The organism is Dehalococcoidales bacterium (assembly GCA_041652735.1).
Lineage (GTDB): Bacteria > Chloroflexota > Dehalococcoidia > Dehalococcoidales > RBG-16-60-22 > RBG-13-51-18.
In genome coordinates this window covers 18,625-31,540 of the sequence record JBAZGT010000020.1, presented here as the reverse complement: position 1 = coordinate 31,540, position 12,916 = coordinate 18,625, and the positions used below count along the sequence as shown (strand labels likewise).

Below are 12,916 nucleotides of genomic sequence, written 5' to 3'. Positions count from 1 at the left end.
TGAGCAGGAGTGAAAAATGGCTAAATACGATTATTTGAAGTCCTCGGAAATTGTCCGCGATAGCATCTACCCGCCCTTCAAAGGCATGATATTCTATGCCCTCCCCAAAGGCGAGAATTTCCAGATACGGTTTACCCACGTCAGCGTGCCTTTTCAGGGCAAGGAAGACGCGCACAAGCACGACTTCGCCGAGGTGTTTGTTTTCGTGCCCTGTTCCGATGACTTAAAGGCTTATGACGCGGAGTCCGAGCTTTATCTGGGTGAGGAAGGGGAGAAAATCATTATCGATAAGACCACGGCGGTGCATATCCCGGCGGGACTGGTGCATTGTCCCATTATTCACAAGAGGGTCGGCACGCCGTTTTTCTTCGTTAACTGCCCCATCACCCCGGAATATTCGGCCATGATAGGGGAAAACAAGGTGGACTACCCCGTGGACAAGAAATTCTTTCCGCGCAAATAATCCCCCTATCCCCTTCCCTCTTCCCCCTAATCCCTAAATCATGTTCTGCGTCACCACCATGAACACCACCAGGGTGATGAACAGGCCGAACATCAATATGCGCCGGGCGACCGTCGGGTTTTCGTTCTTCAAAGACGACCATGCAATCACCCCGCCGATAATCCCCAGGAAAATCCCCAGTAGCCACCACGCGGCGTATGACTTGCCGGCCGTGGCCGGGGCCGCGGGCGGCGGTTGGGTCCGGCTGGTCCCCGGGGTGGTAGCCGTGCCGCACCGATTGCAGAAAGCGCTGTCCGCCGGGATGGTGTTGCCGCAATGCGTGCAGTAAATATTGCTAGGGACGGCCGGTGCGGCGGTCGCTGTAGCCTCCAGCGTTGCCCCGCAGCGCGTGCAGAAGTTGGCGTTCTGCTGGGCCTGTGCGCCGCATTTGGGACAGAAAAGCCCCTCTATAACCGGCGCCGCGGTGGGCGGGCTCATCACCGGCGGCGGTGCGGCGGTATATGACGGCCGGGCAGGTGGGGTATATGCCCCGGCGTTAACGGTCACCGGCTGTTTGCGGCGGGTGCCGGTGATAAGTGCTATTACCAGTAATAAAACGGCTCCCCCCGCCGCGAACCACCACCACTCGAATTGGAATTTATCGGAAGCGCCGGCGTCCTGCATGCCTTGTTCTATTGCCTTGGCCAGCGTCGCCCCCAGCTGGTTCATATTGCTGACGTTGAAATAGCTGCCGTTCCCGGCGGCCGCCAGGTCTCTCAGACCCTGTTCGTCGGCGGCGGAAGCCACGTTCACCCCCACCACCTGGAAGGAAACGGGGATGCCCGCCGCGAAGGCTTTTTCGATAAACGGGTTCCAGTTATCGTATTCTATGCCGGCGGTCAGGCTTTTTACCGCCGCCTCCGGGTCGCCCCCGGTCGTGTCCACGCTGGTCGGGCTGAGTAAAATAATGGAGCCGGTGGTGCCTTTGGCGCCCGTCTGGAGATATTGCCCGGCCCCCGTGATGGCGGCTGCCAGCGGCGCTCCGCCGAGTGCTTCGGCGTCACTGTCCGGGATGCCGCTCAATGCCTGGCTCAGGGCCGCCGGAGATAGGAACGGGGACACCGGGCCGTACCAGTTTTCCTCGCCGTAATACGGGCCCTTGCCGTAGCCGTAAAGGGCTACCTCTACTCCCTCGTCGGGCAGGCTTTCCACCGCGTTGGCTATAAGGTTGACGAAGCCCATGAAGGAGATGCCTTTTATCTGTGACGAGCCGTTGATGAGGATGACCGTGGAGTGCAGGCCGTTATCGGCGGGGGTAGTGGCCGCGGGCTGTACTTGGCCGGTACGGTCCTGGACGGAAGCGTACTGCATGTCCGGCTGGCTGTAATCGTAGACCACGTCCAGCCGCAGGGAGCAGCCGTCCGCGCTGTTCGCCTTGACGTTCCAGGAAATTTCAGAAGTGTTTCCGGCGCTGGCGTCCGGGGCGCTCTTGGTATCGCCGCCGGAGATGGTGCCGCCGGTAACGGTCAGTTTAGCTTTGACCTGGGACGCTTGGCCGCTGCCTGTATTGGTAAAATGCCCTGTTATCTTAAATTCGTTGGGTTTGGTTGCATCCGGCACGGTTACTTCCAGCCACGGGGAAACCGCCGTAAAGCCGGCCCGCCAGAGACTGGCCACGCGCTGTGCCGCGACCGCCACGCAGGCTTCCGGGTTGTTCAGCCCGGCCAGCTGGGTACGCCTTGAGTTTTCCGCCGCCAGTTCGGCAAAAGCGGCGGCTTGCCCGGCCTGGTTGGCCGCGATGGTGGCCAGGTCATAAACGGGGGTTTTATTCTCCCAGTTCTTCCAGCCCGGGCTGTAGGTGGTTACCGCGGGGATGGTCTTGATATTGCCCGCAAACCCCTCCCAGAGCACGTGGCTGGATGAAATGTCGGTCGCGCCGTTGTTGTACCACGGGTCGAACCAGTCCGCCATGGGGTCGGTCCTCGCCAGGAAAGCCTCGATTTCAGGTTTGAAATCCCAGTCCGGGTCGAAAACGCACCGGTAACAGAAGTCCAGCGACCCCACTATATCTGCGTCGAGGATAATGCTGCTGGCGCCGTGCCCGCCCTGGGCGTTGTAAATACGCAGGATTTCCTCGCGGGAAACGCCGTTGGTATGGAAGGGTGTCTCCACGTCCGCCAGGAAATGCGCTCCCCAGGCGGCGGCGTGCTGTGGCGAGGAGCTCTGGGTAATGCCGGAGCCGATTTTGATGTCCAGCATGAACTGTAGCAAGTCCTGGAACTCCCGCTTGACGGCGTTGGGGGCGTTGCCCTTGCTGCCGGGCGCATCGGCGTTATACCAGTGGTCGGCCCACGGGGAGTTGGCGTTCTCGGCGTCCGGGCCGGGACCGTTGCCGCTCACCCATTCCGTCACACCCTCGTTAGCCAGGATTTCTTCCAGTGTCGGGAAGATTTCCGGATTGAAAGCCGGGTCGCTGCTCAGGAAATTATAGGCTGTCCTGAGGATAAGCTGGTGCACTTCTGAGGCGTCGACTACCGCCCCCCACCCCATTACCGGCGTCGCCGGGACGGCGCAGAGGAGTAATACCGCCAGGAGAATTACAGGTAAGCATTTTTTTAAAATATTCTTCATCTGCCGCCGGTTCTCCTTACGTTTTCATTGGTTTCCGGCATTCCGTAAAATGCCGGCCCCGGGATTAACTGGCTCACGTTAGGATTTGGATAGTGCCGCCGCCCGCGCACATCGGTAGCATCTCTTGCCGATTAACCATCCCGATGCAAGCTTGCCCCGTTTATGGTGAACCCGTACCGCGATACGGGTTCGGGACCCAGGTATTCCGGCTTGGGTTATTTAGCGGGTGGTGAAGTGAAAACTCCCTGAAGTATCCCGTCCGCCGTCCGCTATTCCAGCGGTATTATTTCCCCGCACTTGGGGCAGGTGATGGTGGTGCGGTAGTAGGCCTGGAAGTCTGCTACCATGCTCCCCTCGGCGAACACGGCATACCGTACCCCGATGTTCTGCTTCGCCTCCTCCGTGGCCTTTGCTTTGGCCTGTTCCAGCGTGCCCTGGAAATTCAGCCTCGTTCTCACCTTATCCCCGCCCTCGTATTTGGTCTGTATGATTTCATACTGTTTTTCTGACGGCGCCATGACCTTCCTCCCCGGCGTTTTGTTTCCGGCCATATTATACCATGTGTTCCGCCTGTATTTTCCTCTTTTTTCTCGGGCTGTAAATCCGGGCGTTATTGAATATTAGTCGTTTTCTGTAGTACATTATCCATAGCGCGGGTACGGTCCGGCGCTTAATAATGCAGCCTGCGGCAGGGGGATTAAATATGGAAAAACCATGGTCGGATTTGACTAAGGAAGAAAAACGGGAGCAGCGGCTCCAGGACTATATCCATCCCGTCGGCGTTAAGTTCCGTGACGCTAAAGCGGAGAAGCTTTACCACGAGCGGGTCAAGCGCCAGCTGGCGGCCAGTATGTGTGAAAAACCGGACCGCGTGCCGGTGTCGCTGCCGTTGGGGGGCTATCCGGCCTATTACTCCGGCTATAATTTCAAGAAAATCATGTATGATTACAAAGCTGCCCGTGAGGCGTCTAGCAAGTTCATGTGGGACTTCTATGAGGATATGGACAGCTACGGCGGCATCGGCCTGGCTTTTTCCGGCAAGGTGTTCGATATCCTGGATTACCACCAGTACTCCTGGCCCGGCCACGGCCTGGGCGACGATGCCACCACCTACCAGTATAACGAGAAGCAGTATATGTCCCCCGATGAGTACGACCGCTTTATCGATGACCCCGGCGACTTCGGTTTCCGGGTGCTGACCCCGCGGACCGTCGGCGCGGCGGAGCCTTGGCAGCATTTCCCGCACATGACCAACATCAACGGTATGCCCCTGGTGGCCGTCTATCCCTTCATCCGCCCGGATGTGCGGGAGTCGTTTAAAAAATTCATCGCCGCCGGAGAGGAGCTGGAAAGGCAGCAGGCGGAGAATATGGTCTTCGCTAAAGAGTGCCTGGAAGCTGGTTTCCCCATGGGGCGGGGCGGCATGGGCAGCGCGCCGTTCGACCTTATTGCCGATAATCTGCGCGGCACCTCCGGTATCGCTATCGATATGTTCCGCAAGCCGGAGAAGCTGCTTGAAGCCATCGAGGTGGTGACCAAAATCCACATCGCCCGGCTGATTGAAGGCGTTAACGCCATGAATGGCTTTCAGGTCAGCTTCCCCCTGCACAAGGGCGATGATGTTTTCATGTCCCGCCCGCAGTTTGAGAAGTTCTACTGGCCCAGCCTGAAGCGGGTCGTGGACGCTTTAATTGAGGAAGGCATCATGGTTTCGCTTTTCGCCGAGGGCCGGCACAACCAGCGGCTTGATTATTACGGCGATTTCCCCAAGGGCTGGGTGACCTGGATGTTCGACCGCACGGATATGGCCAAAGCCAAAAAAGCCGTGGGTGATAAGTGCTGCATCAGCGGCAATGTCCCCGCCTCCCTGATGATTGCCGGCACGCCCCAGCAGGTCAAGGACTGCTGCCGCCAGCTTATCGAGGACTGTGCGCCCGGCGGCGGCTACGTTCTGGCCGGCGGCTGCTCCGCCACGGAGACCAAGAACCCGGAGAACTTCCGCGTGTTCATGCAGGCCGCTAAAGAATACGGCATGTACTAAAAAACGGCTTTATTCCGTCACGTTGACCAGCAGGTAGAGGGACTCCAGCACCTCGTCCTGCCCCTGCTTGTATAGAAAGAAATCTATTCTTTGCTGTTGGCCCGGGTTTTCCAGGGTGAAAGTAACCTGCTGCTCATGTTTTTCGTCGGCGGCCAGCGTTATCGGCCCCAGGATATCTTCGGGCGCGCCGTTGATATTGATTTCCACCCGGTAGCTTAGGGTCGCCTGTTCCCGGTTGATGATGCCCAGCGTCAGGCTCGCCTCTTCCCCCGCCTTGAGCTGGAAGGGATAGTCCGCTGTCCTCCCCTCCCCGTCGAGGATATAGAACTCGGTCAGTGTCTCCGGCGGCCCCGCCGTAATGTTATAGATGAGTACCGCCAGCGCTCCCACCGTCGCCAGCACCAGGATGGCGGTAAACAGCCGTTGTAAAGCCTTGGCTTCTGCCCTTTTGTCCATTTTAAGGTAACTATAGCCTAAACCCCGTGTTCTGGCAATAGTGCGCCCCGGTACTTTGGTGCAATTGATTGACATTAGCTGTCAGCAGGTGGTTAAATATAAAAATAGCTTGAAGGGAGCCTGGTGTGAAGTTACCTTCTATCAGCCCGCGGTGGTACATCCCGCTGGCGCTTATCGCTTTTATCGTTCTTTCCCTGCTCTTCCGCATCGCCTTGCCTTACCATCAGATTTTTACTGACGAGGGGATAAAGTATGCCAGCAACGATTCCTACACCTTCATGCGTATGGTGGACAACTGGGTCTATAATTTTCCCCATGTCACCGGCATAGACGTTTACCGCATTTATCCCGGCAATCCTGGCGCCGTCGGGTTTTCCTTTTTTAACTGGATGATAGCTTTCATCTCCTGGTTGCTTGGTCTTGGTTCGCCCAGCCAGCACCTTATCGACGTCGTTGGTGTGTGTTTCCCGGCCGTGCTCGGCGCCCTCACCGTTATCCCCGCCTATTTCCTCGGTAAAACGCTTTTTAACCGCGCCGTGGGTCTGCTGGCCGCCGCTTTGATGGTGGTGATGCCCGGCGAGTTCCTGGGGCGCTCCATTCTTGGGTTTACGGACTATCATGTCGCCGAGACGCTGTTCAGCATGACGGCGGCGCTCTTTCTGATACTGGCCGTCAAGACCGCCGGCGCCAGGCAGCTTACCTGGGGGCAATTCCGGCGGCGGGACTTTAAGCCGGCCCTTAAGCCTCTTCTCTTCGGCCTGCTGGGGGGCTTTTTCCTGGCGCTTTACCTGCTTACCTGGCAGGGCGCGTCGCTTTTTGTCTTTATCATCACCCTCTATTTCGTCGTCCAGTTTATCATCGACCACCTCAAGAAAAGGTCGTCGGACTATCTGGGCATCGCTGGCTTCACCCTGTTTTTCGTGGCGCTGTTAATCTGCCTGCCGTTCTCTATGCCGGGTTACATCGTTATCGGCCTGGTCGTCGCCATGCTGGTGCCCCCGGCGCTTTCCGCTGTTTCCTGGCTGGTGACCCGGCTGCGCTGGCGGCCTTATTTTTATCCGCTGGTGGTGGTGGGGCTGGGGGCGGCCTTTATCGCCGTTTTTTACGCCGTTGCCCCGTCCACTTTTAATATCATCATGGACAGGTTTAAGTTCATCTTCCTTCCCAGCGGCGCCACCGCGGCCACCACTATGGAAATGCAGCCCCTGCTTGCGCCGGACGGCTATTTTACCACCGGGCTGGCCTGGGGCAACTTTACCACCAGCTTTTTCCTCATCCGGGGCTGGCCTATTCCCGGGTTCGGCATTATCGCCTTCTTTATCCTGGTCTGGCTTTATATCAAAAACCGCGCTGAAGATAAAACCCTGCTGTTTTTCTTTTTCTGGACGCTGGTGATATTCATCGCCACCCTCATCCAGCGCCGTTTCTGCTATTACCTGGTCGTCAATCTCTCCCTGCTTTCCGCTTATATTTCCTGGCAGATAATCTGGCAGGCCGGATTGAAGAAAGTGACTCTCCGGCGTCAGGAAGCGGCGGCGCTCAAGCTGGAAAAGAAAAAGCCCAGGAAAGAAAGCGGCTTCTCCATTTATCACGTCAATGTCATTCTGGCCGTCATCGCGGTGTTCTTCCTGGTCTTCTTCTGGAATATCACCCGGGCCAAAGACACGGCCTCTCACGTATATTACGCCCCTTCGGACGCCTGGCAGGCCTCGCTTGTCTGGATGCGCGATAACACCCCCGAGCCCTTTGGCGACCCCTCGGTGTACTATGACATCTACGAGCCGGCCGCCTCCGGCCCGAATTTCGTTTACCCGGATTCCGCTTACGGCGTTACCGCCTGGTGGGACTACGGCTACTGGATATCCCGCACCGCCCGCCGTCTGCCCAACGCCAATCCCGCCCAGGCCACTGAGCCGATACAAAAAGTGGCCGTTTTCTTCCTTTCCGGGGACGATGCCACTCGCGATGAAATCCGCCAAGAGCTGGATTCCTCCTACGTTATCATCGATTATGATTTGACCAGCCTCCTTTCCAAGTTCTCGGCGGTAGTTACCTGGGCGGACAGGTCCCAGAACGAATTCGCCGGTGTTTATTATTATGTGGATAATAATAACCAGCTTGTGCCCGCGATTCTCTACTATCCGGAGTATTACCGTACGCTAATGGTCAGGCTGTACAATTTTAACGGCGAAGCGGTATCTGATGTTGCTCCGCTGGTAGTCACCTATGAAGACAGGGCTACCGACGATGGTTATCAGTACCGCCTGCTTACCGATGCCTATGAAGCCACCAGCTACCAGGATGCTCTGGACTACATGGCGGAACATGCCTCGGAAAACTGTCTTCTCGTGGGGCAGGACCCGTTTGTCAGCCCGGTCGCTCTGGATGCGGTGTCAGACTATGAGCTGGTCTATAGCTCGGACCCCGCCCTGAACTCCGCGGACATCACGGATACCTCTGAGATAAAAATATTCCATTATACGGGCAGCGATTGAGATAAGAGAAAACTAAATGCAGCAGGAAAACGGACATTCTGTTTCCAGGTCTGCCTTTCTGTTGTTGCCGGTACTGGCGCTGGCTTTCTATATCGCGTTTATTCCCCACCAGTCATACGCTTACCCCCTCCACATTGACGAATGGTTGAACCTCGCCCGGACGGAAGGCCTGCAAAACGCGGGCACCATCGCTTACCCTAACGTCCTGTCCGGGGGAGCGCCGCTGGAGCTGAGCTCCAATATGGAGATTAATTTCCAGGTATTCTGGGCGGTGTTCCAGCGCATTACCGGTTTGTCCTGGCTGACCATCTTCCGCTTTTTCCCGTCCGTTATCCTGATGTTCACGGCGTTGGCCGCCTATGTTTTAACGCGCCGGCTGGGCTTTGGGCTGGAGGCCGCTTTCTTTACCTGCCTCATCCCCACCACCGTAGGGATACTCGGCCCGGCTTTTCTGCTGCCCGTTTCCCTGGCTTTGCCTTTTGTCCTGCTGGCTCTCTTTTTAGCTTTTTATTTCCAGAGCTGGTGGAGCTACCTGTTAATCTTTGTTTTCACCTGTTTTCTGGTCATGCTTCATCCCCCGTCGGCGGTATGTCTTTTACTCATCGTCTTCCCTTACGCGCTGCTTAATTTACATAAAGGCGGCTATCTCCGCTGTCTGGGTATAGTTCTGGCTGTCCTCGTGCCTTTCCTGGCCCCCTTCCCCTGGATATACAACACGGTGATAGACGCGGCCAAAAACCTGTTCACGCCGCAGCCGCTGCCGGCCTATGTCGACCTCCCCATGATTATCAAGACTTATGGCTATATCCCGGTGACGCTGGGATTGTTCGGCACTTTCGTGCTGGCGGTGCGGCGGGGGAAAGAAAACTTCGGGCTGGTCCTCGGCCTGCTGGTCGTCTCGCTGATGCTGGCGGTTTTCTATACTTACCATTACGGGCTTTCCATTTTATACGAGCGCGGGCTGCTTTTCATGCTGCTGCTGCTGGGCATCGTGGCCGGGGCGGGGCTGGCCTGGATCAAGGATATCGGCTATAACCGCTGGCTGGCGGCCCGTACTAAAAATACGCGCCCGTTCCGCTATGCCGGCTGGCTGGCCTGCCTGGCGCTGGTGGGCGTTACGCTTTTCGTCAGCATTCCTGACCACCGGCAGCAGCCTTACTATCACATGATTGATGATACGGACTACCAGGCTTTCGTCTGGATAAAGGACAACCTGGGCCCGGAATACCGTAAAGCGGCCGTGGACCCGTGGAAGGCCACCGCCTTTATCGCCGTGACCGGCAAGCTGGTGTTTTCCCGCATCCATGAAGCCGCCACCCCCAACGATGAAGCCGTGGCGGCGTTTCTGGCCGGCGGCTGCGTGGATACCAAATTTTTAATCGACTACAAGATGTCTTTTGTTTATACCCGGGGGCCGTGCAATAATCCGGACCTGGTGGAAGTCCGGGACTATGTTTATGTGCTGAAGAACTAAAGCTGGCCCGCTTGTATTGGAACGCCGTGACCACTACAATGGAACCGTTGACGCCGGACTGGCCGGTATTCCGCTGTTCCGGCAAGATATTGAAACGATGAAAATAGCTATGGTTTTGCCCTGGTTTCCTTCGCTGGACGCCCGCACCGTTGAGGCGCAGCAGGGCGTGTTCGATTTTCGCCAGACGATGCAGCTGGCGGAGCGGGGCCATGAGTTTAAGATTATCTCGGTCAGATGGCGGGGCCAGTCTTCCGCCGAATCTTTCGGCGATAGGGTGGCGGTGCGCCGCCTTTCCCCCCTTTTCATCTTCCCCAAAATACGTTACCCTGTTCCTGAGTTGTTCTCTTTCAGCCGGGCAATAAAGAAATTGTGCCGGGACTGGCGGCCGGACGTGCTCTATTACAGTCACGCCATTTATCTTACGGCCCTGCCGGTGCTCTGGTTGAGGAAGACCGGTATTCCCGTTATCGCCGGCACGGACGCCCTGCCCGGCGTGGCCTGGTTTTACGGCAGCCGTTTGGTGGATTTGGCCGGCCGTCTTTATACGAAATTAGTTCTCAAACGCATTTTGAATTTGGCCGACGGCGTTCACCTGATGAGCTCGCAGCTCATGAAACAGGGCGAGAGCATCGGGCTGGATAAAACTAAAGCCTTCACCATCACCCGCGGCGTGGATACCGCCGTTTTCCATCCCGCCCCGCCCCCCGCCGGACTGCGTGAAAGCCTCGGCATCGGCGAGCGGGACACGGTTGTCCTCTACGCCGGACGACTGGACCTGGTCAAGGGCGTGGGCTATCTGCTCCGGGCCGCCGCCCGCGTTTTGCCCCGCCGCCCCGCCGTCAAAGTCCTTATCGTGGGGGAGGGGAGTTTGAGAAAGCAGTACGAAGCATACGCCGCGCCGCTGTCCCCGGCGGTGATATTCGCCGGCTGGCGCAAGGATATCCCGCGGCTCATGAATGCCGCTGATATCTTTGTGTTGCCCTCGCTGTCCGAGGGCGCCGCCAACGTGGCTATGGAGGCCGGTGCCTCCGGCCTGCCGGTTATCGCCAGCGCGGTGGGAGAGATACCTCATATCATCGTTCCGGGCCTCACCGGGGAGCTGGTCGCGCCCGGGGACGTGGACGGCCTTGCCGCCGCTCTGGAAAAGCTGCTGGACAGTCCGGCGCTGGCCAGGCAAATGGGTGAGGCCGCCCGTAAAAGAATGGCCGAAAAATATACCTGGAATATAATCTGCGAGGCGGTTGCCGGCGAGTACGGGCAAGTAATCGACCGCTTCAGCCGGGCGGGAGAGCGGCAATAGCTATGGATAAAGGGGTGTTCGTCCTTTCGCTGGATTTGGAGCTGGCCTGGGGCGCCTGCTTTGATGCAAGAAAGATTGCCCATAACCGCCGCTATTACCAGGAGACCCGGGCCAATGTCCGCGCTCTCTTGACTCTCCTGGAGAAGTATGAGATTTCCGCCACCTGGTTCACGGTGGGGCATTTGTTCCTCTCGAGCTGCGCCCCGGTGGACGGCGTGGTTCACCCGGAGGTCATTAAGCCGCGCTATCGCTGGCTTGATGGCGACTGGCTGGCCCGCGACCCCTCTTCTGACGTTGCCGCCGACCCCATATGGTACGGGAGCGATATCGTCGCCTCCTTACAAAGCTGCCGCGTGCCTCAGGAAATAGCCTGCCATACCTTTTCCCACATCATCGTGGACGACCCCGCCTGTACGCCGGAGTGCCTGGACTCCGAGCTTAAGGCCTGCCGGGCGCTGGCGGAAAAAATCAGCGTTCCCCTTAAGTCCTTTTCCTTCCCCAGGAACCGGGAAAAATATCTGGCAACGCTGGCGGAGAACGGTTTCCTTAGCTATCGCGGTATGGACGCGCCGTGGTATTATCGCTGCCCCAAAACCGTGCAGAAAATCGCCTATTTTATGGATAACCTCTTGTTCTTTGTCCCCCCGCCCGTCACCGTCCCCGTGAAAAATCATTGCTGGAATATCCGCGGGAGCTGGTTTTACGGGCATTCGGACGGGCTGGCCGCGCTCCTTCCCGTTCCCTGCCGCGTGCTCAAGATTAGTAGCGGCCTCCGGCGCGCCGCCCGTGAGAAAGCTGTATTTCACCTCTGGTTTCACCCCTTTAACATGGCGAGTAATCCCCGCGGTCTGCTGGCCGGGCTGGAAGACGTTTTCCGGCGCGTCCGGCGCTTGCGGGATAAAGGCGTCATTGAAAATCTCACCATGACTGCGCTGGTGGCAAGGCTGGAAAGCGGGTATCGTGATAATGTTGCTGGTACGGGGGAGAGGCGGTGATCAGGCTTTACCGTGACGGGGACGAAGACAATCTCTTTGCGCTTTATTGCGTCGTGCATCCGGAACGGCGTTATGATAGAGAGTCCTGGTTACTCTGGTGGCGCTGGAAATTCCGCGATAGCCCCGCCGGCCCCGCCCGCCTTTGGCTTTACGAGGACGAGTCCGGGATTATCGGGCAGTACCCGCTGCTGCCGCAAAATATCAAGGTGAAAGGCCGCGTCCTTAAAGCCTGGCAGAACGTCGATCTTCTTACCCACCCGGCTCATGCCCGCCGCGGTATTTTTACCGCGCTGGAAAAGCAGGCGCTGCAGGACGCCGCTGCCGATGGTGAACTTGTCGTTATCGGCTTTCCCAACCTGGCTGCCCGTGCCGGGCACCTGAAAACGGGCTGGTTTGACGTCGACCGTATGCGCGTCATGGTCAAGCCCCTGGACTGGCCGAACGTTATTCATGGGTGGCTAAAAAACCGCTTCCTTTCCGGGCTTCTGGCGTTTTTCGCCTCCCTTTTCTGTGACCGGCTTTTCTTTAGGTCTATAAGTGCCCCGCCGGACGGTTTGTCCGTCACTCGGGTCGACTCTTTTGATGAGCGCGTTAACGATTTGTGGGGTCGTGTTTCCGTCCGTTACCCGATTCTGACTGTAAGGGACAAATACTACCTCAACTGGCGTTACGGGGCTGTTCCGGGGGTTCAATATACTATTTTTACCGCAGCCAAAGACCAAAAGCTTTCGGGCTATCTGGTGCTGCGGGCACTGGCGCAGCGGGGCCTGAAAATCGGCGTTGTTTTCGACCTTTTGGCGGAGGATGAGTCCGTTGCTTCGAGCTTAATGGCGCAAGCTGTCGCTCACTGTAAAAAGGAAAAGCTGGACCTCATTTACTACAGCGTGCTGGCTGATAAAGCCCATATCAAGACTGTCCGGCGGCACGGCTTTATCCCCGTGCGGGCCTTCGTTAAGCGGTGGTTGGGCGTTTATGCCGCCCCCGGTATGGATACAAGCTTGCTCCGTGACCCTGAAAGCTGGTTGGTCACTTTGGGTGACTCGGACATGATTTGACCGTTATCCGTTTGTGTTGGAGATATT

The 12,916-nt window shown here is 57.5% G+C and carries 10 protein-coding genes; 7 read left to right on the top strand and 3 right to left on the bottom strand.

From position 1 onward, the window contains the following. Positions 1-16: 16 nt before the first annotated feature. A complete protein-coding gene (locus WC370_08055; GenBank protein ID MFA5309417.1) occupies positions 17-463 on the top strand; it encodes a hypothetical protein in 447 nt (148 codons plus the stop codon). A 33-nt stretch (positions 464-496) separates the two neighbouring features. Here the strand turns inward: WC370_08055 and WC370_08050 are convergent, their stop codons facing one another. Both WC370_08050 and WC370_08045 read right to left on the bottom strand, forming a co-directional pair. Continuing rightward, complete coding sequence (locus tag WC370_08050; protein ID MFA5309416.1) at positions 497-3,073, bottom strand: zinc ribbon domain-containing protein; 2,577 nt, start codon at positions 3,071-3,073, stop codon at positions 497-499. Between the two features lie 269 nt (positions 3,074-3,342). Beyond that, positions 3,343-3,591: a hypothetical protein gene (locus tag WC370_08045; GenBank protein ID MFA5309415.1), complete on the bottom strand. Its 249-nt coding sequence runs from the start codon at positions 3,589-3,591 to the stop codon at positions 3,343-3,345. Positions 3,592-3,776: 185 nt separating this feature from the next. Here WC370_08045 and WC370_08040 point away from each other — a divergent pair, with 185 nt between their 5' ends. Next, on the top strand, positions 3,777-5,114 hold the full coding sequence (locus WC370_08040; GenBank protein ID MFA5309414.1) for a uroporphyrinogen decarboxylase family protein: 1,338 nt from the start codon (positions 3,777-3,779) through the stop codon (positions 5,112-5,114). 9 nt (positions 5,115-5,123) lie between these two features. Here WC370_08040 and WC370_08035 read toward each other — a convergent pair whose 3' ends face one another. Beyond that, positions 5,124-5,570 (bottom strand): DUF1616 domain-containing protein, encoded by a 447-nt coding sequence (locus WC370_08035; protein MFA5309413.1) that lies wholly within the window; start codon positions 5,568-5,570, stop codon positions 5,124-5,126. A 125-nt stretch (positions 5,571-5,695) separates the two neighbouring features. On the opposite strand from WC370_08035, the gene WC370_08030 reads away from it, so the two are divergent. Genes WC370_08030 through WC370_08010 form a run of 5 tightly spaced genes read left to right on the top strand, consistent with a single transcriptional unit; the run spans position 5,696 to position 12,889 of the window. Next, entirely contained in the window at positions 5,696-8,065 is a 2,370-nt protein-coding gene (locus WC370_08030) for an oligosaccharyl transferase, archaeosortase A system-associated (GenBank protein ID MFA5309412.1), read from the top strand. Positions 8,066-8,081: 16 nt separating this feature from the next. Then, positions 8,082-9,539, top strand: a complete 1,458-nt coding sequence (locus WC370_08025) for a hypothetical protein (protein ID MFA5309411.1) — start codon at positions 8,082-8,084, stop codon at positions 9,537-9,539. Between the two features lie 16 nt (positions 9,540-9,555). Further along, positions 9,556-10,839: a glycosyltransferase gene (locus tag WC370_08020; protein ID MFA5309410.1), complete on the top strand. Its 1,284-nt coding sequence runs from the start codon at positions 9,556-9,558 to the stop codon at positions 10,837-10,839. Between the two features lie 2 nt (positions 10,840-10,841). Beyond that, entirely contained in the window at positions 10,842-11,834 is a 993-nt protein-coding gene (locus tag WC370_08015; protein ID MFA5309409.1) for a hypothetical protein, read from the top strand. Next, on the top strand, positions 11,831-12,889 hold the full coding sequence (locus tag WC370_08010; protein ID MFA5309408.1) for a GNAT family N-acetyltransferase: 1,059 nt from the start codon (positions 11,831-11,833) through the stop codon (positions 12,887-12,889). Before WC370_08015 ends, WC370_08010 begins: the two co-directional genes overlap by 4 nt. Positions 12,890-12,916 lie beyond the last annotated feature (27 nt).